This window comes from Faecalibacterium tardum (genome assembly GCF_040096515.1).
In the GTDB taxonomy this organism is placed as follows: Bacteria; Bacillota; Clostridia; order Oscillospirales; family Ruminococcaceae; genus Faecalibacterium; species Faecalibacterium tardum.
In genome coordinates, this window is the sequence record NZ_JBBMEO010000005.1 from 93760 (window position 1) to 117385 (window position 23626).

The window sequence follows — 23626 nt, forward strand, 5'->3', positions numbered from 1 at the left end:
AAATATGCCGCTTTTAACATTACTGGGCGGTGCAGCCGCTCTTGCAGCCGGTGTACTTGGTGTAGGCGGACATCTGGATGCGCAGGATAAGAACGAGGAGGCGGAAAAAACGCGGCAGATGGCGCAGAGTTATTATGATGCCGCAAAAGACCTGCTGGATCATACCCGTGAGGAAACCCAAGAAGCTCTTGTTAATCTGGGTACGACCAAGCAGACCGTGCTGGAAAACTCGATGGAGCGGTTTATCCGTAGCTTTGAAAAAACTAAAGAAATACAGATGGAACTTTCGGATGGCATTGATGAGCTGGAAAATTTCCGGTTCAGTTCAGATGATGCTATGGAAATCCAGAAACTGGACAGTGCTTATACCAGTGCAATTTCCACTGACGCTGTGGATACCGCCGCAGGTGCAGCACTTCTGTTAGCGGCGGGTGGATCGCTACCAGTTCTGGCAGAGGGCGCATCTTTAGCAGGTACCATGCTTTCAATCGGTGAGGTTGGCACAGCGGCCAGCATTGCTGGCAGTGCTGTTGGTGCTGCCTTTGCGCCGCTAGCGGCTGTGGCTGCTCCGGTTGTGTTGTTTACGGGCTTTACTGCCAGTATGAAGGCTGACGAAAATCTGGAGAAGGCACAGGTAATGATGTCGCAGGCAGAAGAGGCTGTGGACAAGATGGAAACATCGCGCATTCTGTGCGAGAGCATCACCGAAAAGGCAAAAATGTTTAATGGCCTAATTAACCAACTGAACGAAATGTTCGATGAATGTAGCCGCATGATGGAGCAGATGGTTGATCGGCGCGAATCTAAACGTCGGAAATACAAAAATAAGAAACTGCAAAGCAAAGACTTTACGAAGGATGAAAAGCGTCTGATGGCTGTTACTGGCGCACTTGCTAAAGCCATGAAAGCGGCCATCGATACTCCCATGCTGAAAAATGACGGCTCCAGTGGGCTAACAGAAGAAGCTGAAAGCGGGTTTGAAGATATGAAAGCTCAACTTCCTGCATTCAAAGAGAAAGTTAGCATTGTTGAGGCGGCAGAGCCAGAGGGTGGTTATGGCTCGCAGAAAGTATTACTTGAGGGGGAGGAAAAAGATCCGCTGTATCTCGTCAAAGATGCTTTGGGAAAGAGACGTACAAGGAGCGCAAAAAAACCTGCGTCTGGTACCCCTGCACAGTCGCAGGGGATAATACGCAAGGTACGAAACATCATACTCTGGATTTTCTGTGTGTGGATGGGACTGACTACAATTTTAATGATTGCGTATGGCGCACCAATCTGGGAGACGATATGCTATGTGGTATGGACGGTCGTTCTGTGTCCGAAAGTGGCTCCGGAACGGCCTGTCTGGAAGCGTATCCTTATGATGATCGGAGCGATGATTCTCTTTGTGTGTTTGGAAGAGTTTCTCTAAATTACAAAAACTGACTTGAACTTAAAAGTCTACTATACTTTCGGATTATTACAATCCCGGTCGATTGCACATACAATACAAGTATCACTTCACAAAACGGAGGGTACTTGTACTATGGTGGACTACGCCGACATCGGAAAACGCATCCGTGCCTGCCGCCTTGCAAAGGGCATGACGCAGGAGCAGCTGGCCAATGAGGTCGGCGTGGTGGTCACGCACATCAGCCATATCGAAACAGGAAACTCCGTGCCCAGCCTGAAAACGCTGATCGACATCATCAACGCACTGGACTGTTCGGCGGACGAGCTGCTGTGCATCGAAATCAAAAAAGCAAAGCCGGTGTTCGACAGCTGGATGACCGAACAGCTTGCGGATTGCTCTGCCGATGAGGCAAAGATCATCAAAGAAACGGTGGTCAACCTGAAAAAATCGCTCCGGAAGGTGTATGGAAAGTCCTCTAAATACAGATATGACTAAAACTTCAAAAAACGGAACGCTAGTTGGTAGGTGTTGAGCGCCTGAAAAAGCACCCATAAAGTAAACGAACCGCCTCGGTTTCCATAGCAGGAAGCCGGGGCGGTTTTTCTATGCAAAGCTATATAGAAAAATCCGAATGGAAGTTTGCCGGATGGACAATATTGGTGTCCAATCAACGCTTTACAATAAAAGCATCAAAATGATTCATTGGAATCATTCCGAACGGAAAAGGTTACGCATCCATTGAGATGGGAGGAAAAAACATGAAAGAGCTATTTGAAATCTATGATGGCAGTGCAGAAGCTAAAAAAGCCAAAGGAAAATCCAAAAATCTGAGCGGCTTTCATCCGCTGTTTACCGCATCTGCCCGCAGAAGCATCGCGCTGGATTCCTTAAAGATCTGGCTGCTGCTGGGGTTCGTTGTGGGCGTGGTGACAGGTGTTGCAACCGGTGCCGGAGCAGTGTCGGTCCTTTTGGGACTTCTGATCGCCGCAGTGATCTATTTTGGCTTCCGGGATGATGTCTATAAAAAAGTCTATGGCCCGGAGCATGACAGAGGCCAGCTGCCTTTGCCGGAAGGAATGAGCTGGGAAGAAGCCGTAGACCGCATCCGGCGCGGATTTGCCAACCCGGACGTTGAACAGGTTACGGATACTGCGGATGCCATGACCTTTTACAGCAAAAAGCATGGTACCTATCAGCTGAAAAACACAGCCGACGGCCTGAAAATGACCATCCTGACCAAACCATCCAAAAGCAGCAAAAAAGAATACTTATATGCGGTGTTCAGCAGCGTTTTGCTGTCGCAGGTGATCGCCATCCTGTACCCTGAAAAAATTTCTGCGGAGCAGGTGGAAGAAGAAAAGGCAGCAGTCCGGAAGCTGTTCGGCGCACACAAGATGCCTCTGGTCATTGAGCTGGCGATTACGGCGGCGTTTGTTGCGTTTGCGGTATATATGTTATATCCTGCGCTTTACTCAGACAATGCCCGATCCAAAGGAATTTCGGACGGATACTTGAGTACTTTCCCAGCAGGGGCAACGGTAGATGAAGTACTGGACGATTTTTTTGCAAACGGCAAGTGGGAAAACTATGAACAAGACGGAGTGACTTTTGTCCACTACAGCGGTGAGTGCGTCAGCACACAAACGGGAGAAAAAGTCATCGTTGGTATCTATTTCAAGTTGAATGATGATTCCTCTTTTGAAATTGACCGAATGACCTGGAACGGCGAAACGATGAACTTATTAAAGCAGAACGAAGTACTTTCTGAGATCGGTGATAGCTATTGCAAAGATCATGGTATTGCCAGCAGCAATGCGATTGATAATGCTCTAAACGATGTTCCCGGTGCTGTATCTGATCCGGAGAGCGTGACAGAAGAGCCTGTGGCTGCATCGGTGAACGAAGTCTATTCGGAAGGCAATGAAAGTGCCGCTTTGACAGAGGAGATTATGACGGCAGCTCGTGAATATTACGAGAATGATGTGCTGCCAGCGTCCGAGCGTACAAGATTCCAAAGCCTTGACAAAAATGAACTTGCCATTGCTTGGCAGGATGCGATGTATACGGATATATACGAATGCACCAGTCAGGCAGATTATGCACGGGCGTGGAATCGGTTCGTGAATTATATTTGTTTCTATGCGCATATTGATGGTGATACTGACAAGGTTTCGGGTTATTCGGACTATTATGATGTCTATATGAATGGGCCGGTTTATGCGGAAACGGACGATGAAGCGGAGCCTTATGTCGATGAAGTAGTGAAAATCGCAGCAAACAACGGTGCCCGAATACAGTTTTGATGTAAGTGCAAGACGTAAAAGTTCTTCTTGAAATTTGTCGGACGAACGCATTAAAAATTAATAAGATTAAATCCCGCTGGATTCCTGCTGCGGAGTCCAACGGGATTCTTTTTGCCCTAAACGAAGGATATGGTTTACTGACATTGGCTCATACAAAGTTCTGCATGGCTTCAAGGGTGTTGTCCAGCTCGATCTCCTTTGGCAGTTCCATTGGCAGGAGCGCAAGGACTTTGATTTTTTCTTCTTTCATTGTGTGCCTCCAAATAAAAACAGGACAATCCAAATGGATTGTCCTGTAAAAAGTGAAAGGGAGCATCCGAAGATACTCCCCAGTAGATAATTATTTTTTTCTTACCATGCAACGTTTTTTGAAGAATGCGATGCCATAACAGAGGATGTCATCATAGTCATCCCGGAAGTCCGCTGCATACATCCGGTCATTGATCTGCTGAATGGCAGTATCACAGGCATCCGGCAGAGCATCCAGAGTTCTGGCATACTTGGCTTCAAAAATTGCCACACGGCCATTGCGGATATCCTTTACAATAACATCGCTGCGTCCTTCGCCATGCTCTTTGTTGGATTCCACCACATAGCCAGCACCAGTAAAGATGCCTGCAAGGAAAGCGTGGTAAAAATCCTCCCGATAGTCATGGTAGCTGATGGTCATGCGCAGCAGCTTGGTCATTTCCTTTGTCAAAGCTTCGCTGTTTCCGCTCCAGACTGCATCAAACAACGGGCTGCGGTTCCATGCCTTTGCACTGTCATCAAACCATTTGCTTACAGTGGTTTCAAAAATTTCCCGAATCTCTGCATTGGGAATCATCAGCGCAGAGCAGCCATCCGGCAGCGAATCCGTCAGATCCTTATCCCGCACCTTGGTCAGATAGCCTGTCAGATACAGCACACTCCAAAGATTTTCCTCAGAGGAGTGCAGATAATCGTAGGTCAGGTTTTCTTCAATATGCTGAACAATAGAGCCGCCAGCCATCAGAGTTTCAAGCTTTGTGGTGATATTGTCGCCTGCATAGTCGATGAAAGAACGGATGATGGCGTTATCACTGGTGTTTTTCCAATAGCTTTTCGGCTTCTGTGCTACACCATACTGGAAATCTCGCAGATAACTGATTACGTCCCACGGACAATAAATGTCTGCATCGCCAAAATGATAACCGTCGTACCATGCCTTGATTTCAGCAGACTGCGATTCAAGACCAGCATCTTTCAGCATTTGATCTACATCTGTCTGTGTGAAACCAAAGGATTCGCTCAACCGGGGAGAAAGAATCGTGTCCGAAACAAAATTGTTCGTCCCGGTAAAAATGCTTTCTTTAGCAATTTTCAGACAGCCGGTAACAACAGCAAAGTCGAGGGAGATATTGTCTTTGAGCGTGGTGCTCATCATAGCCCGCATCACGTCCAGCATCTGCGAATAATATCCGTTGCTGCTGGCTTTTGCAATGGGAACATCATACTCATCCAGAATGACGACCGCCGACTTTTTGAAATGGATTTCCAGCATCCGGGTCAACAGCAAAAAGCAGCTTTTGGTTTCATCCATGGATGCAGTGCATCCCAGAATCCGCTTAAAGATGCCTTTGTCATCGTCGGAAATAGCAGCGTCATCCAGAAGAAACTGATAATCCTGAAATGCAAATGCCAGTTTCATGCACAGCATTCCATAGGCACTTTCAAAGGTCAGACCGTCCGTGTCCTTGAAAGAGAAAAATACCACAGGACACTGGTTCATCCATTTTTTGCAAAGTTCTGTGTTTTGGAAAATCGCCAATCCCTCAAACATCTGCTTGCTGTCTTTGGTGATGTCCAGAAAATTTGCGAGAGTGCTCATACCAAGTGATTTTCCGAAGCGGCGAGGGCGAGTAATTTGAGTTACTTCAACCGGCCCTTTATCAAGGAGGTCAACGATCAGATTTGTTTTGTCGATATAATAGTATCCGTTGTTGCGCATCTCGGCAAAATCCGAGATGCCAATCGGATATTTCAACTTTCTCATGTACTGCTCCCTTCTAAGAAAACTCACTATTGTAAATGTAACATAATGTGCAAATCCGCACAAGTACCAAGAATTATTGAAGCTGTTATTATGCTACGTTCAATCTGGTTGCCTTATAGCAGTCTGCGCACATTCCCTCATGGGTGGCTGCAAACTCTGCCGCCTGCATGATGGAGCCATCCTTCAGCTTGACCCTCTTGATGGGCTGGTTGCACCGGGCGCAGATAGGTATACGCTCCTGCACCGCCAAAACGGGCATCTGCCTTGAACTCGCGCATGAACAGCAGCACCCGGCTTCCTTTTTCCCGGTGATGGATGTAGCGCTGCCCGGTGGCAGAGTTTTCGGCGGTGGTGCTCTGGCTCTGCCAGTGGAACAGGCTTTCGTTGATGGAATAGTCCTTGTACATGGTGGTGGGGGAGTAATCCTTATCCGCTTTGTTCAGGGTCACAAAGAATACGTCCAGCTGCTTTTCCGGCAGCCACTTCACGCCCTCGCGGACAGTGGCAGGCTTCAAAAAGTCCAGTGCTACCAGCAGCTGGTCGCGGGTATAGGTGCAGTGCAGGTCCAGCGGGCAGTCAAAGCCCACATCCACCGGTTCGTCAATAAAATCAATGCGGTCATATTGATACTGCAAAAGTGCCTGCAGCTCCCCCCAGCAAAACGGGACTGTCTGAGAGAGCATACAGGTTATCGAGAACTTCCTCATCCTCCCAGCTTTCTGCGGTCTTGCCCCAGAGGGTCATATAAAACATTTGCAGCATCCGCTGCTCTATCGGCGGCAGGGCTGCAAAGTCGGTGTTATCCAATTTCGGCAGAAGCTCTAGCAAAAACCGTATCCACCTGCGGGAATCAATGACCGCAAAGCGTGCAAGGGCTTTGGTCATGGTCTCTTCCAAAGGCTCTGCAAAATCGGATGCCGCCCCGGCGCGGACGCACAGCCTGCTGAAGCAGACCTTTTTGCTGTAAATCGCACGCGGGTCAAGATGATAGTAGTCGAGGAAGTTCCCAAGTGTCAGGGACAGACCAGTATCCTCTGTGAAGGCAGCCGCCCGCGCCACAAGCCCGGAGGTGCGGCCATAGGAGGCGCTGATATTATCCAGCACATACTTTGCGGCAATTTTTTCCAGCTGAATATAGCAGCCTTTGGGTGCAGAGACAAAGCCCTCTTTGAGCTCCCGGCTGACGCTGCGGGTGGTGTTGGAGAGCAGTGCTGCGAATTTCTCCTCGAAATTATACTTTTTGTTGGCCTGTCCGATGAAATCCAGAACGGTCAGGCAATCCTTGTTTTCTGCCAGACGTAAGCCGCGCCCCAACTGCTGCAAAAACACGGTCAGCGACTCGGTAGGACGCAGGAACAGCACCGTGTTCACCTCGGGGATATCCACGCCCTCGTTGTAAATGTCCACCACAAAGAGAAAACGGAGTTTCCCGGAAACCAGCCGCTGCTTTGCAGCGTTGCGCTCCTCGTCAGGAGAATCGCCGGTCAGTGCCATAGATGGAATGCCGTGGGTATTAAAGTAGCGCGCCATAAATTGGGCATGGGCGATGGAAACGCAGAAGCCCAGACCCTTCACTTCGTCGATATCGGTGACATATTTCAGGATGGAGTTCACCACAAGGTCAGCGCGGCGCTCCGCCACCATGCCGCTGAGGGTGTACAGGTTAGATAACTCGTTTTTATCGTAGCCGCCGGTACGCCATTTCAGGCTGCTCAGATCTGCGGCGTCGGTGACGCCGAAATATTGGAAGGGACAGAGCAGTTTCCGGTCGATGGCCTCCGGCAGACGGATCTCGGCGGCAATGCGCCCGCCGAAATAGTCCAGAACGCTTTTGCCGTCCATACGTTCCGGGGTAGCAGTCAGCCCCAGAAGGACCTTCGGTTGATAATATTCCAGCAGCTTCTGAGAAGAATATTCAATGATCGAGAATAAACCGCATCTGATTGAAAAAGAAGTTTTTGTTCTCAGAAAATATACTGTATCTGCATGGCTTTCGGTTGGTTGCAGGAGTAAAATAAAAGTGATTTATTATAGATTGTCAGAACCTCTAAAAGGTGATAAGGGTTAAAATAACAGGCGACCATCATGGAGCCAAAAGCAACCGGTGTCAACAGCCGTGCAGAGGAGCTGTTTGTACAGCTTTTCTGTGAGGCTTTTGGCCCAGAAAAGACCGAAAATTTGCAGGTCCAGTACCCCTGCGTGGACATCTATGGACGGCATCGCTATATCGACTTTGCGTTGGAATCTCCTGAGTCCAAAATCGCAATCGAAATTGACGGCGAGACCTACCACAACCCCAGCAAGGTGTCCGAAAACAAATATGCTGATGACCTCCTGAAACAGAAGTTCAGCGGCAAGCAAAAAAGCTCTTGACCTCTATATTAAAGGCCAAGAGCTTTTTGCAAAGATGATGCTGTAAAGAAGTAAAACAGTGAAAGCAAGAAGAACAGGTGTTCAATTACTTTGCACTTTTTGCATGCGTTGCGCTAACCAGTGATTGAGAAGGCGTTAATGGAGCAAGCCATACTTTGCCAGTTCCCTTATAAACATTTACCAGACCCTCACCGGATGCGGCAGAACCAAGCAAGGTTTTTCCGGAACGTTCAACCGTAAAGCTGAGACTGCCGGACCAGCAAATCGCAAAGCTGCCATCAATTTTTAAAACGTCGTCTTGAAGGTCGATTTCTACGATTTCCGAACGGGGAACATTGCTTTCCAGTACACATACACCATTGCCAGCAAGCCGTAGATTGAAGAGTCCTTCATTTCCGAGTGCTGCAGAAGAAAGCGAGGAGCGTGCCTGAATCTCGTACTTGACAGTGGATTCACAGGCCAGGAACATGCCGTCTTCCATTACAAGACCGCCTGTCCAGTCACCGACATTTTCGGTCAGAAGATATTTATAGGTGGGTTCGGTCACGAGCACACCCGTTCCGACGTACTCCGGCTTGATTGCGCTTTCTTTTGTGACGGAACTTTTTACCATTTTGCCTAAGAAGTCACCAACACCCTTCAACCCGGTGGTTGCTTGCACGTTGCCAACAATGTACTGCATTGCGCCCGCTTGGAGAACAAGCCCAACTTTTCCGTTGAGATTGGCAATGGCCTGTTTCCGTTTGACATTCATCTGGCTCATATAGTATTCTTCCATTGCATTGCAAGGCGCTACGGAGAAATCGACATTGTGCTCAACAATGGAAAAGATACCCTTCTGTTCGGTGACGATGTGACTTGTCTGATTTGCCAGATTGTTGATTTTAAACATAAGCAAATACCCCATTCAAAGCAGATTTCGCATTTTTGTATGCAAGATTTGGTGTCCGTAAAAATGCTTAGATAAGTAGTCACAGTACAACTGAATAACTCCTTAAAATTCAGTGTATCATACGTCAACTGAAAATACTATCATCAAACCACACAAAACATTTGAGACTTTTTTGGCGAGGGGAGAGTATAGGAGTTGAAAGTTTGGCCAGTGAGAATATAAAAAAACAGGTTACTGATGCAAGTCGAAAAACTGCCGTTTGTAGCAGATCTGTAGCAAATCGAGCCTATTTAACGAATCAACGTTCTAAAAATCGAAAAGTCATCATGCATCACACGCAGGGGTCTGGGGTTCGGGTACGTTTTTGTTTACGGAGGTTTGCGTTTACGCAACGGAGCGGTAAACGATCAAAGGCAGGGCATCATCACGGCGATGGTATCCTGCCTTTTTGCTTTGCAGAAGGAAGCTTTCGTTGTGCGGGCCTGACCGCTTCCTGCAAGACAGGCGTCTAAAAACAGCCTTGTTTCAAACAAGGTTTTCCATTGCATTTCACGGAAAAGTGTGTTTCAATAAAAAGAGTGATACGGCAATCAGACGCAGAGAGAAGGTGGGGGCAGGATGTTCAGGATCGCGATCGTGGAGGATCAGGATGAAACACGGGAATGCCTGAACCGGTTCGTCCGGCAATATGCCGAGGAGCAGGGAGTACAGGTGGAGATCAGCCTTATTGCAGACGGTTCTGAGATCGCAGAGCACTATACGCCGGGGTTCGACATCATTTTTATGGATGTGGAGATGCCCAGGCTGGACGGCTTTGGCGCTGCCGAAGCCATCCGGGCAGTGGATGCGGAGGTGGTGCTGGTCTTTGTGACCAACATGGCGCAGTATGCCATCCGAGGGTACGAGGTGGACGCACTGGATTATGTGCTGAAGCCGGTGAATTATTATCAGTTCTGCACAAAGCTCTCCCGCGCCATTCAGCGGGTACAGCGGCGCAGAGGCGGGCAGGTGGTGTTGCAGCTGGCGGGCGGCGGCATCCAGCTGCTGGACACGGCGGATATCTATTATCTGGAGACCCACAGCCGGATGCTGTACTACCACACCTCTAAGGGGGAGTTTGCGGTGCGCGCCAGCCTGCAAAGCGCTGAAAAGCAGCTTGCAGAGTACCATTTTGTCCGCTGCAACCAGTGCTATCTGGTTAACTTGGCCTACGTCAAGGGCATTGAAAGCGACTTTGCCCTTGTGAAAGACGACCGGCTGGAGATCAGCCGGCGGCAGCGCACGGCCTTTCTTACTGCGGTGGCGTCCTACATGGGAGGTGTGCTGTGACCACATCCCTGCTGAACAGCCTGCTCCGGGCGCTGCTGCGCTGGGGTGCAGCACTGGTCTTTTGTCTGCCCTTGCGGCATCGCTCCCATTTCTGGGCGCGCGCCTGCGGGATGCTGTTTCCGCTGCTTTTGCTGGCGCAGCTGCTGGACCCGCTGGCGCAGTCCACAACACTGTGGCAGCAGCAACTTCTGCTGCTGGTGCTTTATGTTTCCTTTTTTGCGCTGCTGGGTGGGATGATCTACCTGTGCACGGATATCAATAAAAAAGGGGCCATGTACTGTGCGGTGTGGAGTTTGCTCATCGCGCAGTGCGCCTACGAGGGCTGGTGCTTTCTAGAGCTGCAATTTGCCCGGTATGGACACCCGCTGAACATGGCTTCCCCTTGGGCGGTTCTGGTACAATTGCTGTCCGGGGCGGTATTCTTTGCGGCAGTGTACATCCTGCTGGCACGGCAGCTGCCTTATAAAGGAGAGTATCATATCGGTCCCCGGCAGCTATTCAGCGCATTTTTTATCGGCATCCTGTTTATGGTGCAGGCAGCGGTGCTGGACAATTTCCGCGCGGAACAGTTTCCGCGGAGCGTTATAGCCACCATTCTGATCGGGCAGTTCTATTTTATCACCCTGCTGTATTTTCAAAGTGAGCTGTTCAAGAAATCTGCCATGGAAAAAGAGATGAATGCCCTGAACCTGCTGTACGAGCGCCAGCGCCAGCAGTATCAGGTCGCCCGGCAGAATGTGCAGATCATCAATAAGCGCGGCCATGAACTGAAGGTGCAGATCGCCAATCTCCGCAAGCTGTCGCCTGAAGCGGTGCCGCAGGAACGCATCGAGGAGGCCGAGCGCGCAGCCCGCCTTTATGATGCGAACCGCAACACCGGCAACGAGGTGCTGGATGTGGTGCTGACCGAGAAGAGCCTGCTGTGCGAGTCCCGGGGGATCCAACTGAATGCCGTGGCAAACGGCAGTTGTCTTGGCTTTATCGAGGCAGGGGATCTGTACGCGCTGTTTGCCAATGCGCTGGACCATGCCGTGGAAAGCGCAGTGCAGACCGCCCGCCCGGAGTGCCGGGTCATCGACCTGCTGGTCTGTGTGCGGCAGGGCTTTGTGGTGGTGAATATCATCAGTCCGCTGCGCCCGCCGGAAAAGCAGGCAAACCGTTCTGCACAGTATGAGCTGAAGGTGATCCGGCGTATCGTACAGAAATATAAAGGCACGCTGACTTTGGAAGAGCAGGGCGAATTCTTTGCGGAAAAGATCATCTTTCCGCTGCAAAAATAAGTTAAGGAAACGGCAGCCGCCGCAGAATTTCCGAAAACGGAAGTCCTGCGGCGGCTTTCTTTTTGTAGGTTGTTGGATACATCTGTTTGTGAAAAATATACAAATATGTCGGTTCACATTTGGGAGCCGAAAACCGAATGCGCACGCAAAACGACCGATTTTCGCGGGCATCTTGCGAAATGCGGTTGCTTTGATAAAATAACAACGAAAGAAAAATGTACGGAAAAATTACCGGAGCACAGCAAAAAAACAGGAGGAATCGGATGCGTAGTATTGCAAAGCTTATGAAGGACTGGCAGTTCACCGGCCCGGACGGCGTGACCGCTGCCGTAGCACTGCCCCATACTTGGAACGCCGTGGACGGACAGGACGGCGGTAACGATTACTGGCGGGGCACCTGCATCTACCGCACCAGCTTTGCAGCACCGGCCTTTGACCCGGCACAGCAGCAGGTCTGGCTGCAGTTTGAGGGCGTCAATTCCAGCGCTGCCGTGCTGCTGAACGGTCAGCAGCTCTGCACCCATGACGGCGGCTACTCCACCTTCCGGGCAGAGATCACGGAGCTGCTGCAGGCAGAAAACCAGCTCACGGTGCGGGTGGACAACAGCGTCAACGACCGCGTTTATCCTCAGAAAGCAGACTTTACCTTCTACGGCGGCATCTACCGGGATGTGAGCCTGCTGGTGGTGAACAAAAACCACATTGCACTGGGTCACTTTGGCGACACCGGCGTGAAAATCACCCCCGATCTGAAAGAGGGCAGCGCCGACATTCAGGTGGAAACACTGGTGGAAGGCGAGGGCACGGTTGTGGTGGAACTGCTGGATGCCGAGGGCAACTCGGTTGCCCGGAGTGAAGGCGCAAAGGCTTCCCTCCATCTGGATGCTCCCCACCTGTGGAACGGCGTGAAGGACCCCTACCTGTACACCTGTATCGTCCGTTTGATGCAGGACGGCAAGCCGGTGGACGAAGTGACCACCCGGGTGGGCCTGCGCAGCTTCTCGGTGGATGCAAAAAAAGGCTTTTTCCTCAACGGTAAACCCTACCCTCTCCACGGTGTTTCCCGCCATCAGGACCGCAAGGGTCTGGGCAATGCCATCACCCGGGAGATGCACGACGAGGACATGGCGCTGATCCGGGAGCTGGGCGCAAACACCGTCCGTCTGGCACACTACCAGCACGACCAGTATTTCTACGACCTGTGCGACAAGTACGGCATGGTGGTCTGGGCAGAGATCCCCTATATCTCCGAGCATCTGCCTAACGGCCGGGAAAATACCATCAGCCAGATGAAAGAGCTGATCCACCAGAACTACAACCACCCCTCCATCGTCTGCTGGGGTGTGTCCAACGAGATCACCATCTCCACCAAGGACAAGGCGGATATGCTGGATAACCATCGGGTGCTCAACGAGCTGTGCCACAAGATGGACCCCACCCGCCTGACCACCTTGGCCTGCTACGCCATGTGCGGCCCCTTCAACCCGGTGGCGCACATCACCGATCTGGTCAGCTGGAACCTGTATCTGGGCTGGTATGTGCCGGGGCTGTTTTTGAATGACCTGTGGATGGGCTTTTTCCATCTGGTATACCCCAACCGTCCGCTGGGCTTTTCCGAGTACGGTGCCGAGGGTATGCCCAATCTCCACAGTGCCCACCCCCGCCGGGGCGACCACACCGAGGAGTATCAGGCCAAGTACCACGAGTACATGCTGAAGTGCTTTGACCGCCACCCGTGGCTGTGGGCGACCCACGTCTGGAATATGTTCGACTTTGCAGCAGACGCCCGGGATCAGGGCGGCGAGCCGGGCATGAACCACAAGGGTTTGGTCACCTTTGACCGAAAGACCAAAAAGGACAGCTTTTACCTCTATAAAGCGTGGTGGAGCGAGGAGAACTTCGTTCATATCTGCTCCAAGCGGTTCACCGACCGCACCGAGAAGGAGATCGAGGTCAAGGTCTACTCCAACCAGAAATCCGTTACCCTGTATGCGGACGGCAAAAAGCTGGCAGAGCAGACCGGGGAGCATATCTTTAAGTTCCGCGTGCCGCTGCACGGAAAGGTGGAGCTGAAAGCCGTTGCAGGCGACTGCATCGACACCGCCTGCTTCCGCAGCGTGGCGGCCCCGAACCCCAGCTACAAGCTGGTAAAAACCAAGTCGAAGAGTGCGAACTGGGTCTGAGTACCGGTCCACACCTTGGAATAAATTGCCGCACTTTGGAAAATGGCTGCGCCACAGCGGCCATAAAAAAGCCTGCGGCGATCGCTGACACACACAAGAAAAGGAGAACAACATGAAGAAGGGCAAGAAGAAAGGCTCTGGCGTTGTACTGTGGAGCATCCTTACGGTGCTTTTTACGGTACTATTCGCCGGTGCCTGCATCGGTTCCAATCTGGCATTTGCCAGTGCACAGGCCGTGAACATTGCACTGAAGACCCCCACCCACAAGACCGTGGGCAAGGACGACAGTGCCGTGTATTACGAGAGTGATTTCAGCAGTGTGGAAGAGCTGGAAGCACACGATAAGGAAATTGCAGAGCAGCTTACCGGTGAGGGTGCTGTGCTGCTGAAGAACGATAACAACACCCTGCCTCTGGCTGCGGGCAGCAAGGTGTCTACGCTCAGCCATTCCAGCGTGGACGTTGTGACCTGCGGTACCGGCTCTGCCGATATCGACACCTCCAAGGCTCCCACCTGGAAGCAGGCTCTGGAGGATGTGGGCTTTGACGTGAACCCGGTGCTGTGGGACTTCTACACCAACGGTGCAGGCAAGGACTATGTCCGCTCTCCCAGCAAGGGTACCAGTTTGGGTGACCGCTCTGCATGGCACATCAACGAAGTGCCTGTCTCCCTGTACAGCACGAACGTCAAGGCTGCGGATGCGGCAGCCGGTGCAAACATCGCCGATGTGCGCTCCAGCTTTGCCTCCTACGGCGATGCCGCCATCGTAATGCTCTCCCGTGTGGCCGGTGAGGGTGCTGATCTGGAGTACGGCGATTTTGTGGATGGCACCAATGTGCTGTCCCTGACCAACGAAGAAAAGGATATGCTGAAGATGGCCAAGGAGGAGTTTGCACGCACCATCGTGCTGATCAACTCCACCAACGCCATGGAGTGCGATTTCCTCAATGATCCCGAGTACGGCGTGGACGCCGCTCTGTGGATCGGCTACACCGGCTCTTACGGCCTGAATGCCGTGGCAGATATTCTGGCCGGCAATGTGAACCCCAGCGGCCATCTGGTGGACACCTACTGCTACGACAACACCACCGCACCCGGTCTGGTGGACTACTATGCAAACCAGTACACCAACTATGACGAGAAGGATACCAGCAAGTGGTATTCTGTTGCAAACGGCGGTCTGGACGGCAACGGTTACTACACCACCTATCAGGAAGGCATCTATGTGGGCTACCGTTACTACGAGACCCGCTACGAGGATGTGGTCATGGGCACCCAGAACGTGGGCGAGTACGACTACGCCTCCACCGTGGCCTATCCCTTTGGCTACGGCATGAGCTACACCACCTTTGACTGGTCCAACTTCCAGTCCTCCTACGATGCCGCTACCGACAGCTTCAACATCAGCGTGGATGTGAAGAACACCGGCTCTGTGGCAGGTAAGGAAGTGGTGCAGGCTTACTTCCAGTCCCCCTATACCGAGTACGATAAGGCAAACGGCATCGAGAAGGCTTCTGTGGAGCTGTGCGGCTTTGGCAAGACCCAGCTGCTGGCCCCCGGCGAAAGCGAGACTGTTACCATCAACGTGCCCCGCAGTGAGCTGGCCTGCTACGACGAGAATGTGGCACAGACCTATATTCTGGAGGCCGGTGATTACTACCTGACCGCCGCACACAATGCCCACGATGCTGTGAACAATGTTCTGGCTGCCAAGGGCTACACCACTGCCAACGGCATGACCGCCAACGGCGATGCCGCTTTCACTTACACCTACACCAACGGTGTGACCGATACCGAGACCTACTCCATCTCTGCTGTGACCGGCGAGAAGATCACCAACCAGCTGGATTCTGCCGACATGACCTACTACGGTTATGACGAGATGAATATGCTCACCCGTGCCAACTGGACCGGCACCTGGCCGGAGAAGATCGCCATTGAGGCCAACGATGCCTTGCTGGTGGATATCAACCCGTATCAGAGCTACAAGGGCATTGATGGCTCTACCACCGAGATGCCCACTATGGGTGCCGACAACGGCATGACGCTGGGCATGATGATCGGCAAGGATTACGATGATCCGGATTGGGACAAGCTGCTGGATCAGGTCACCTATGAGGAAATGGCCGAACTGGTGGGCAAGGGATATCACAACACCGCTATGGTGCAGAGCGTTTCCAAGCCTGCCACTACCGATGATAACGGCCCGCAGGGCTTTACCCAGACCCTGACCGGTGTAGCCACCTGTCATGCTGCTTACAGCGACGAAAACATCATGGCCGCCACCTTCAATGTGGACCTGATGAAGGAAGTGGGCATCTGCATCGGCAACGATATGCTGGATCTGGGCGCTTCCGGCCTGTACGGCCCTGCTATGAACATCCACCGCACTGCTTACTCCGGCCGCAACTTTGAGTATTACTCCGAGGATCCGTTCCTCTCCGGCAAGATTGCAGCCGCCGAGGTGGAGGGCATCCAGTCCAAGGGCGTGTATGTCTACATCAAGCACTTTGCCCTGAACGATACGGAATCCAAGTGCCGCTGCATTGCAACCTTCACCAGCGAGCAGGCCATCCGCGAAGTCTACCTGAAGAGCTTTGAGACCGCTGTCACTGAGGGCGGTGCCAAATGCGTCATGAACGCATTCGCCCGCATCGGAGGCATCTGGTCCGGCGCACACAAGGGCCTGCAGACCAACATCCTGCGCGGCGAGTGGGGTCTGACCGGCTTTAACCTGACCGACTTCTCTGGCAATGCCGCCTTTGCAAACTACGGCATCACCATGAAGAGCTTCGACGTGGCACAGGGTCTGCTGGCAGGCACCGACAGCTGGGATTCCAGTGCACAGCAGTGGACCAGCGAACTGATCAAGACCTATCAGGGTGACCCCGATATCACCCAGGCCATGCGGGAGGCTACCCACCGTATTCTGTACACTGTGGCCAACTCCAATGCCATGAATGGCTTTACCGCAGATACCAAGATCGTGGGGGTGACCCCGTGGTGGAAGACTGCTCTGATCTGCGTTGATGTGGTGCTGGGCATTCTGGTGGCTGTCAGCATCTTTATGCTGGTCAAGCGCATCAAGGCACGCAAGGCCGCAAAGGCTCTGACTGCCCCGGCGGAAGATCAGGAATAATCAACCCTCCGAAAAATCAGACTTTCGCAAGCGGCAGCCTGCCCCGAAGGCGGGGTGGGCTGCCCTTCTTTTTTTCAAAAGGAGAGACCGCAATGGGCGAACAAAAAACAACGGCGTCGAGTGTGAACCGCGCCAAAACCTACCAGCTGGTGCTGTTTCCGCTGAACAACGGCGCAACGAACGTGTACTATGTGCTGGTGCTTTCCTACATCGCCACTTTCGGCAGCAAGGTGCTGGCGCTGAGTATGCTGTTTGCTTCGGTGATGGTCACCGGTATGCGTCTGTTTGACGCTATCACCGACCCCATCATCGGTGCCCTCATGGACCGCACCAACGGCAAGTTCGGCAAGTTTCGGCCTTTTATGGTCATCGGCAACCTCATCATGGCGGCCAGTGTACTGGCGCTGTACTGTCTCACCCCGCTCATCCCCGCCAGTGCCATAGGGCTGCGCTACGCCGCCTTTGTGGGACTGTACGCCGTGTGGGTCATCGGCTACACCTTCCAGACCAGCTGCACCCGCTCCGGCCAGACCGTTTTGACCAATGATCCCAAGCAGCGTCCGCTGTTCACCATCTTCAATACCGTGGGCAGCCTGCTGGGCATGGGTGCTATGCAGTTCTTTGCCCCCATCCTTGCCAAGAACTATGAGGGCGGCTACGCTTCTGCCGGGTTCTTCCGCACGCTGGCGCCCGTGGGCATCGTCATCTCCATTCTGCTCACCCTGCTGGCCGTTATCGGCATCTGGGAAAAGGATCAGCCTAAGTACTTCGGCGTCAGCGGCAGCAAGGCCGAGAAGGTCAAGCTGCGCGAGTACCTCCAGATCATCAAAAACAATAACCCCATGCAGCGACTGATGGTGGCCGGTGCAGGCTGCAAGCTGGCACTTTCCATCGCCACCAACACCACCGTGCTGTGTATGCTGTACGGCTGCATGATGGGCAACTACGACGGCCTGTACCTGCCCATGATGGTGCTGGGCTATGTGTGCAGCGTGCCCTTCTTCCTGCTCACCGTCCGCACCAGCCAGAAGGAGGGTCAGAAGGCCAGCCTGATGAAGTACGTCACCGTGGCACTGGTGTGCTATGTGGGCGTGCTTGTGCTGCTGCTGCTCTGGGGCCGCGGCGATGCCTTTACCCTGTCCATTCTGGGGGAGAACGGCCTGTCCCTGAACCTGTACACCATCCTGTTCATCGCCTTCTTTGGCATCGGCTACGGCGCGTACTACGCCACCGCCGATATGCCCATCCCCATGGTTGCCGACTGCTCCGACTACGAGACCTACCGCAGCGGCAACTATATCCCCGGCATCATGGGCACCCTGTTCAGTTTGGTGGACAAGCTGGTGTCCAGCCTGTCCGCTACCGTTGTGGGTATTGCGGTCAGCTTTGTGGGTCTGCAGAGCCTGCCCACTCAGTATGACCCCTACACCCCGGGCATGAACTGGGTGGTCATCGTGTTGTTCTGCATCATCCCCATGGTGGCTTGGGCGGCTACCCTCATCGCCATGAAGGGCTACACCCTGACCGGTGCCAAGATGAAGGAAATTCAGGCTGTCAACGCCTGCCGCCGCGACGCAGTGGCCAAGGGCATGAAGCTGGAAGATGCCATGGACAAGTGGCAGACCATAGAGCAGCTGCCGACGGAATACCGGAGCTGAGACGCTACCTGCAATAAACAAAACAGGGGCTGCTGCACAGGGAAGAAACCTTGTGCAGCAGCCCCTTATTGATTGTATAAGATCAGTCCTTCTTCTCTGCGGTGCGGGCAAAGAAGTTGGCAAGGACAGCACCGGAAATGTTATGCCACACCGAGAACACAGCGCCGGGGATAGTTGCCAGCGGATACTGTGCAAAGTGAGCAGCGGCCAGCGAGGTGGCCAGACCGGAGTTCTGCATGCCGACCTCGATGGAGATCGCGCGGCACTTGGTGGTATCCAGCTTCAGCAGCTTGCCCACGCCAAAACCGGTGAGGTAGCCCAGCAGGTTGTGCAGGATGACCACGGCAAGGATCAGCAGGCCGCTGGTCATGATCTTGGCGGAGTTTGCAGAAACAACGGCGCAGATGATGAGCACGATGGCGGCGGTGGAGACCAGCGGCAGCACGCGGACAGCATTCTGAGTGAAGGCGTGGAAGAAGTGGTTGACCACAAAGCCCAGTGCGATGGGCACCAGCACTACTTTGACGATGGACAGGAACATATTTACAGGGTTCACATCCACGCGCTGACCGGCATACAGCAGGGTCAGCAGGGGAGTCAGGAAGGGTGCCAGCACGGTGGAAACGGCAGTCATACCGACGGACAGTGCAACGTCACCCTTGGACAGATAGGTCATCACGTTAGAGGAGGTGCCGCCGGGGCAGGTACCCACAAGGATGACACCGATAGCCAGCTCGGTGGGCAGGTGGAACAGCTGCGTCAGCGCCCATGCAAGGAAGGGCATCAGGGTGAACTGCGCAATGCAGCCAATGATCACGTCTTTCGGGCGGCTGAACACCACCTTGAAGTCCTCCGGCTTCAGGGTAAGACCCATGCCGAACATGACGATGCCCAGCAAGGTGTTGACCCATGCGGTCTTTACCACGCTGAAGGTGCCGGGGAACAGCAGCGCCAGCGCCGCCACCACAATGACGATGGCGGCCATGTACTTGCCCACAAAGTCGCTTACTTTTTCCAATGTTTTCATGATAAACTCTCCTTTTTCCTGAACAATATTCTTTGCGGATGTAAAGGCAATGAAACATCCGGGAAATGGCTTTCCCGCAAACAAAAACGCCTTTGCCCCTTACGGTTCGTAAGAGACAAAGGCGTATAAACTCCTCTGCGGTACCACTCTTATTGCCGGTGCAAAGCCCGGCCCCTCAGTGCGCATCCAACAATGCGCGGCCCGTGATAACGGGGGCCTGCCGTTCCCGCTTACTGGGGCGTAGACACCGCCCATTCAGCCGGAAAGCTCGGAGAGGATCTTCCCGCGGACGCCCTGTACTGCCTTGCACCAGCCGGCAGCTCTCTGTAACATTCTTTCCGGGTACTCTTTCTCGTCATAGCCGAATATTTCACTGCCACGGAGTATACTCCCCCCGGGGACTGAAGTCAAGGGATATGACCCGTCTGTTTTTTCATCTGGTTCATATCATGAGTGAAAGCAGTTCAGGCAAGGCCTGTCCGGCTGGCTTTGCCGGGCATGGCTCCTGCAAAAAAGGTGAAGTGACCGTGGGTCACTTCACCTTTTTTGTTTGCGGTAAACCGTGCTTTTATGGCGCACCGGTGCGCCCGATGGAGCAGACTGTGCCGCCCATACCGAGGGTCGTTTTGATGCCGACCCCGCCGTAGGGCGCGAAAGAAAGCAACGCGTTCCAAAGCTCCAGAAGCGGCGGCGCAAGATGCGCTTCGACCGTTACGCTGCCCTGAAAGGACGGAATGCGCGTTTCCTTCAACGGATAACGTGTGGTGCGCAGGTTGTAGTCCACGATATGCAGCCCCTGCTGCAAAGCCAGTAGCGCATCATCATCCGTAAGGGCGTATTCCGGGAAAGCGGCGTTCCAATGCGCGGTCAGGCTTTGCAAAAGCAGCGTTTCCTGCGGAAAAATAGCATAGCGGCCGGACTGCTTGAAGGCGCAGGGCGACAGAAAAACAAGCTTTGCGCGGCTTTCACCGTAGGAACGACCAAAGCGGATCAGCTCGGCGGCGGAGACTGCCGGGGAAACACGGACTTCTGTGACCGGCAGGGGCGATTCGTGCAGCGGGATCTCCTTTACGGACGTCAGAAGGGGAGAGACGCTCTGCCGGACGGTTTCGTTCAGCAGATTGACCGTCCAGATCAGCGCCTGCTTTTCCGGCGAAAAATGCAGGAAATGCGCAATGGGGTGCTCCCCTTGCAGATGCAGGGCATCGCCAACGTCTGCCGGAAGCTGTGCCATCAGCCAGCCATACAGGCGGTAGGCCCATGCCTGCGGGACGCGTACCCCCGTGGGCGGGGCTAAAACAAGCTGAAACTGCTGGATCATAGGATACTCACCTCGCAATACCCATAGGGATAGAACTGGCCGCGAAAGCGGGCGTATTTCATGGTGTGCGGGGAGATGCCATACGGCTTCACGTCATCCTGATGCTTGTGGTTGGAGAACATTTGCGTCATCTGTTCTGCCGTCCAGCGCAGCCCCTTTTCTTCGCCCAGATAGGGGTACGCCAGCGACTTGGCAAAAAAGCCGGAGCCGCCGCCAAGGATCAGGTGCGGCTGCTGCGGCAGGTTGACGGCACCGCTTGGCGCTTTGAAGCGCGCGCGGTATGTCTGCTTGTAATAAGTGTCAAACTGCTGGATGGCATCTATAAGGGACTCTTTGGTGATACGCCCCTTCAGCACCGATTGATCCAGCGTCAGCTTAAAACGAACCGCAGCGCCGGGAATCGCGCATTCCCGGAACAGGGGAATGCCTTTCTTGCTGTTCTTTGGAAAGGAACCGTCCGGAAGTACATCGAATTTTCCGCAAAGAGCCATCCGCTCATTCGGGATGGGCTTACTGTCGGAGACCTGAACCCCCCGGAATAGACTGTTGACCGCATCGGAAGCGATGCTGCCGTCCTTCTGTAGGCGCAGATGCAGCTGATTGACGTATTGTTCCTCCGGGAATGCGGCGTTATCGTCTGACGCAAGGCTGTGCCCAGTGCTCTGATCGGCCCGAACGGCCTGCAAGAGCCATACGGTGCGCAGTGCACCCTTTAGGCTGCTGCCGGGAATGTACGCCCTGTCATGGGCATCCCGCTGGAAGGTGTAGAGATTTTTCGGCGGATTTGTAACGGCATCTCCCGCCTCGATCGTATAGCGGGTCAGCGCGTTCAGATCCGCATCAGAAACGCCGCAGTCCTCGGTCAGAAAATCCCGGAGATTGGACTGATTGCAGAGCATGAACTGGATGTACCGGTCGATCAGCCCGCGATCTGTCAGAAAGGTGAAAAATTTCTGTTCGTCCAGCAAGGAGGCTCTTCCGTTGCGGGTGCAATACAGGTACTCTGCTTTCGTGTACATGCGGCCGTCACCGATGAACAGGGGCGACCGCACGGTCAGAGTAAGATCAAAGATCTGCAGATGATCCTGCTGGATCATAATGTCACCCCCATCAAGATCGGTTTGGAATAACGGTATGCCGGGTGCGTGTCGGTCAGGCTGACATCGTACAGCGCCCCCTGATAGGGGTGCTGCAGCACAGAGCCGGCGGCAAGGGCATACTGCGTTTTTTTCTTCAGCGGCGTTTCCACGCAGTCCGAGGCCATAAAGCCGCTGCGGCGCACCAGCTGGAAGGAGGCGTCTTTTAAAGCGCTGTCCAGCTCGTCCACCTGCGGCAGGCTGGTGGTCAGCAGCAGATAGGGCGCACGGTTGGCAGCAAGCGCACGGCGCAGCCACTTGGTCTGCGCGTCAGGGGGCGTATTCAGGCAGAGCTTTTGCACCACATGGAATTTGCCGTAACCGGTGCTGACCCTGCCGCCGATCCCGGTGACGCCCAGCCCTTCCAGCAGGGCGTGCAGCTTTTTGTCCTGCCCGCTTTCCGAGACGCCGCAGATGAAATACAGCCCGCAGTTCGGTGCAAAGCGGAACAGCCCTACCTGATAAGGCTTGGTGTCTCCCTGCGCGGGAATCTTTGCCTTGGTCTGCTCGTAATGCGTGCCGAAGCTTTCCGGCTGGTCATCGGGCGTAAAATGCCCTGCGTGCAGGCTTTTGGCATAGCGGTCAAAGGCCAGCACGGGGATCCACGCCATCTTTTTGACTTTTTTGCGCAGGGTGGTCTCCACCTCCTCGGTGGATTCCGATGCAGCGATGGGCTTGGGCAGATAGAACGTTTTGTCGTACCACGGCATCGTATCGCTGAACAGGAGTTTGCCCTGCCGGACGCTTTCGCATAGCCGCTCCAGCGCGGCTTCCCCCTGCTGGACGAGGGTCTCGTGGCAGAGGGCAGAAAACAGGGTATCTGCCCGCAGGGTCTCCTCGGAGGTGTAGAGCGACAATGCGGAGTCCGAACCGCCGAAATGCACAGCGGTGTCGAACTGAAGCTTAAACAGAAAATAGTTCATAGCTGTCCACCTCATCAAAGAGGGCGTTCAGGCTGTCAAGTTCCACCGGTGCGCTGTAGTTTTTCAGCGTAAAGTTTTTCAGGCTGACGCGGCCGCTGCCGCGGGAGCCGTGACCGCCCAGATAATCCCATTGCAGCAGCTTCATGCCCTTGGCCAGCAGGGCAAGATCTTCCTCCACCTGTGCCGGGTCGGTTACATCGTAAACAATGCTGACGCCAAACACTGCACCGGCGATCACGCGCTCGATCTGGCGGGGGGTTGCCTGCGCGTTTGCACGGGAGATCGTGTTTTCGGTCTTGACCTCGGTCACGCGCACGCCCTTGCTGGAAAGTGCCTCTGCATTGGTCAGAAAGGCGTCTGCAAATTGCAGGCGGGAGCGGCGCACCGGCTCGGCGGAGCCGAACAGGCGCAGAATGCGTGCGTCGTCCGCACTGAGATCGGGCATATTCTCAATATCCTGACAGAGACTGCGGGCCAGCAGGGTGCGCAGCTTGCCCTTCAGGCTGCTTCCGGGCACGATGGGCAGACCGGTATAGGGGTCGCGCACCACCGGGCTGTCCACAGCACCGATGGCAGAAAACGCAGAGGAACCGCCGATGTGCATACCGGTGCACACGATCAGATCGCACCGGATCAGAATTTTTCCATACAT

17 protein-coding genes, 1 pseudogene and 1 other annotated feature are annotated in these 23626 nt (G+C 53.7%); of the genes and pseudogenes, 10 read left to right on the forward strand and 8 right to left on the reverse strand.

The window, feature by feature from the left end:
* Window positions 1-4: 4 nt before the first annotated feature.
* The 3 genes from WMO44_RS05740 to WMO44_RS05750 all read left to right on the forward strand — a co-directional run bounded on the left by WMO44_RS05740 (window position 5) and on the right by WMO44_RS05750 (window position 3699).
* On the forward strand, window positions 5-1414 hold the full coding sequence (locus tag WMO44_RS05740) for a hypothetical protein (protein WP_349152028.1): 1410 nt from the start codon (window positions 5-7) through the stop codon (window positions 1412-1414).
* 114 nt (window positions 1415-1528) lie between these two features.
* A complete protein-coding gene (locus WMO44_RS05745) occupies window positions 1529-1891 on the forward strand; it encodes a helix-turn-helix domain-containing protein (protein WP_348816665.1) in 363 nt (120 codons plus the stop codon).
* A 263-nt stretch (window positions 1892-2154) separates the two neighbouring features.
* Window positions 2155-3699: a hypothetical protein gene (locus tag WMO44_RS05750; RefSeq protein WP_349152029.1), complete on the forward strand. Its 1545-nt coding sequence runs from the start codon at window positions 2155-2157 to the stop codon at window positions 3697-3699.
* A gap of 340 nt (window positions 3700-4039) precedes the next feature.
* On the opposite strand, the gene WMO44_RS05755 is transcribed toward WMO44_RS05750, so the two are convergent.
* A complete protein-coding gene (locus tag WMO44_RS05755) occupies window positions 4040-5713 on the reverse strand; it encodes an AAA family ATPase (protein ID WP_349152030.1) in 1674 nt (557 codons plus the stop codon).
* Between the two features lie 191 nt (window positions 5714-5904).
* Window positions 5905-7618, reverse strand: a pseudogene (locus WMO44_RS05760) (DUF3427 domain-containing protein); the annotation flags it as partial.
* 13 nt (window positions 7619-7631) lie between these two features.
* Between WMO44_RS05760 and WMO44_RS05765 the strand changes: the two are divergent.
* A complete protein-coding gene (locus WMO44_RS05765) occupies window positions 7632-7781 on the forward strand; it encodes a hypothetical protein (protein WP_349152031.1) in 150 nt (49 codons plus the stop codon).
* A gap of 17 nt (window positions 7782-7798) precedes the next feature.
* Entirely contained in the window at window positions 7799-8086 is a 288-nt protein-coding gene (locus WMO44_RS05770) for a putative endonuclease domain-containing protein (protein ID WP_055185439.1), read from the forward strand.
* An 85-nt stretch (window positions 8087-8171) separates the two neighbouring features.
* On the opposite strand, the gene WMO44_RS05775 is transcribed toward WMO44_RS05770, so the two are convergent.
* Window positions 8172-8978 carry an AIM24 family protein gene (locus tag WMO44_RS05775; RefSeq protein WP_349152032.1) on the reverse strand — a complete coding sequence of 269 codons (807 nt, stop codon included), beginning with the start codon at window positions 8976-8978 and terminating at the stop codon, window positions 8172-8174.
* 618 nt (window positions 8979-9596) lie between these two features.
* Here WMO44_RS05775 and WMO44_RS05780 point away from each other — a divergent pair.
* The 5 genes from WMO44_RS05780 (at window position 9597) to WMO44_RS05800 (ending at window position 18567) form a co-directional block, all read left to right on the forward strand.
* Complete coding sequence (locus WMO44_RS05780; protein WP_349152033.1) at window positions 9597-10307, forward strand: LytR/AlgR family response regulator transcription factor; 711 nt, start codon at window positions 9597-9599, stop codon at window positions 10305-10307.
* A complete protein-coding gene (locus tag WMO44_RS05785; protein WP_349152034.1) occupies window positions 10304-11587 on the forward strand; it encodes a GHKL domain-containing protein in 1284 nt (427 codons plus the stop codon). The genes WMO44_RS05780 and WMO44_RS05785 overlap by 4 nt, the downstream gene beginning before the upstream one ends.
* A gap of 263 nt (window positions 11588-11850) precedes the next feature.
* Entirely contained in the window at window positions 11851-13770 is a 1920-nt protein-coding gene (locus tag WMO44_RS05790; RefSeq protein ID WP_349152035.1) for a glycoside hydrolase family 2 protein, read from the forward strand.
* Window positions 13771-13882: 112 nt separating this feature from the next.
* A complete protein-coding gene (locus WMO44_RS05795) occupies window positions 13883-16909 on the forward strand; it encodes a beta-glucosidase (protein ID WP_349152036.1) in 3027 nt (1008 codons plus the stop codon).
* A 92-nt stretch (window positions 16910-17001) separates the two neighbouring features.
* The gene (locus WMO44_RS05800) at window positions 17002-18567 is read left to right on the forward strand and encodes an MFS transporter (protein WP_349152037.1); all 1566 of its coding nucleotides are present in this window, start codon (window positions 17002-17004) and stop codon (window positions 18565-18567) included.
* 82 nt (window positions 18568-18649) lie between these two features.
* Here the strand turns inward: WMO44_RS05800 and WMO44_RS05805 are convergent, their stop codons facing one another.
* The 5 genes from WMO44_RS05805 to csm3 all read right to left on the reverse strand — a co-directional run bounded on the left by WMO44_RS05805 (window position 18650) and on the right by csm3 (window position 23626).
* Complete coding sequence (locus WMO44_RS05805; RefSeq protein WP_349152038.1) at window positions 18650-19594, reverse strand: bile acid:sodium symporter family protein; 945 nt, start codon at window positions 19592-19594, stop codon at window positions 18650-18652.
* A gap of 108 nt (window positions 19595-19702) precedes the next feature.
* Window positions 19703-19962, reverse strand: a binding site (T-box leader).
* 200 nt (window positions 19963-20162) lie between these two features.
* Complete coding sequence (gene cas6 / locus WMO44_RS05810) at window positions 20163-20915, reverse strand: CRISPR-associated endoribonuclease Cas6 (RefSeq protein ID WP_349152039.1); 753 nt, start codon at window positions 20913-20915, stop codon at window positions 20163-20165.
* Window positions 20912-22012: a type III-A CRISPR-associated RAMP protein Csm5 gene (gene csm5, locus WMO44_RS05815; RefSeq protein WP_349152040.1), complete on the reverse strand. Its 1101-nt coding sequence runs from the start codon at window positions 22010-22012 to the stop codon at window positions 20912-20914. Before csm5 ends, cas6 begins: the two co-directional genes overlap by 4 nt.
* Entirely contained in the window at window positions 22009-22974 is a 966-nt protein-coding gene (gene csm4, locus WMO44_RS05820) for a type III-A CRISPR-associated RAMP protein Csm4 (RefSeq protein ID WP_349152041.1), read from the reverse strand. The genes csm5 and csm4 overlap by 4 nt, the downstream gene beginning before the upstream one ends.
* Entirely contained in the window at window positions 22955-23626 is a 672-nt protein-coding gene (gene csm3 / locus WMO44_RS05825) for a type III-A CRISPR-associated RAMP protein Csm3 (RefSeq protein ID WP_349152042.1), read from the reverse strand. Before csm3 ends, csm4 begins: the two co-directional genes overlap by 20 nt.